Source organism: Inquilinus limosus MP06 (assembly GCF_000767795.1).
Lineage (GTDB): Bacteria > Pseudomonadota > Alphaproteobacteria > DSM-16000 > Inquilinaceae > Inquilinus > Inquilinus limosus_E.
This window is the reverse complement of the sequence record NZ_JANX01001044.1, coordinates 1-1,038: the sequence shown is the minus strand read 5'-3', so window position 1 is coordinate 1,038 and position 1,038 is coordinate 1. Positions and strand designations below refer to the sequence as shown.

The following is a 1,038-nucleotide window of genomic DNA, read 5'->3' as shown; positions in this document are numbered from 1 at the left end:
TGGAAGGTGCCCTGGGCCCCGGTGAAGCCCTGGCAGATCACCTTGGTGTTCTTGTCGACGAGCACGGCCATCACGCGGCCTCCTTCACGGCACGGACGATCTTCACTGCGGCGTCGCCGAGGTCGTCGGCCGACAGGATCGGCAGCCCGCTCTCGGCCAGGATCTGCTTGCCGCGCTCGACATTGGTGCCTTCCAGCCGCACCACCAGCGGCACGTGCAGCGACACCTCGCGCGCGGCCTCGACCACGCCCTCGGCGATCACGTCGCAGCGCATGATGCCGCCGAAGATGTTGACCAGGATGCCTTCGACATTCGGGTCCGACAGGATCAGCTTGAACGCCGTGGTCACCCGCTCGCGCGTGGCGCCGCCGCCGACATCGAGGAAGTTGGCGGGCTCGCCGCCCTCCAGCTTGATGATGTCCATGGTCGCCATCGCCAAGCCGGCGCCGTTGACCATGCAGCCGATGTTGCCGTCGAGCTTGACGTAGTTCAGCGACGCCTTCTCCGCCTCGGTCTCGGTCGGGTCCTGCTCGCTCTCGTCGCGCAGCTCCTCGATGTCCTTGTGGCGGAACAGGGCGTTGTCGTCGAAGCCCATCTTGGCGTCGAGCGCGATCAGCTGCCCGGCCCCGGTCACCACCAGCGGGTTGATCTCGACGAGGGACGCATCGAGCTCGGTGAAGGCCTTGTACAGGCCCTTCAGGAAGCCGACCGCGGCATTGACCTGCTTGCCCTCGAGGCCGAGGCCGAAGGCGACCTCGCGGCCATGGAAGTCCGACAGCCCCGTCGCCGGGTCGATGACGATGGTCTGGATCTTCTCCGGCGTGGCCTCGGCCACCTCCTCGATCGCCATGCCGCCCTCGGTCGAGGCGATGATCGTCACCCGGCCGCTCTTGCGGTCGACCAGGAGCGACAGATACAGCTCGCGGGCGATGTCGCAGCCTTCCTCGACATAGATCCGGCCGACCTCCTTGCCCGCGGGACCTGTCTGCACCGTCACCAGCGTCCGGCCCAGCATCGCCTCCGCCGCCGCCGCGACAT

General features: G+C 67.7%; 1 protein-coding gene. It reads right to left on the bottom strand.

Annotated features, from left to right (window positions below; translation table 11 throughout):
- Positions 1–70: 70 nt before the first annotated feature.
- Positions 71–1,038 (bottom strand): ADP-forming succinate--CoA ligase subunit beta (gene sucC, locus P409_RS35060; protein WP_034849638.1); only part of this gene is annotated, 968 nt, incomplete at its 5' end.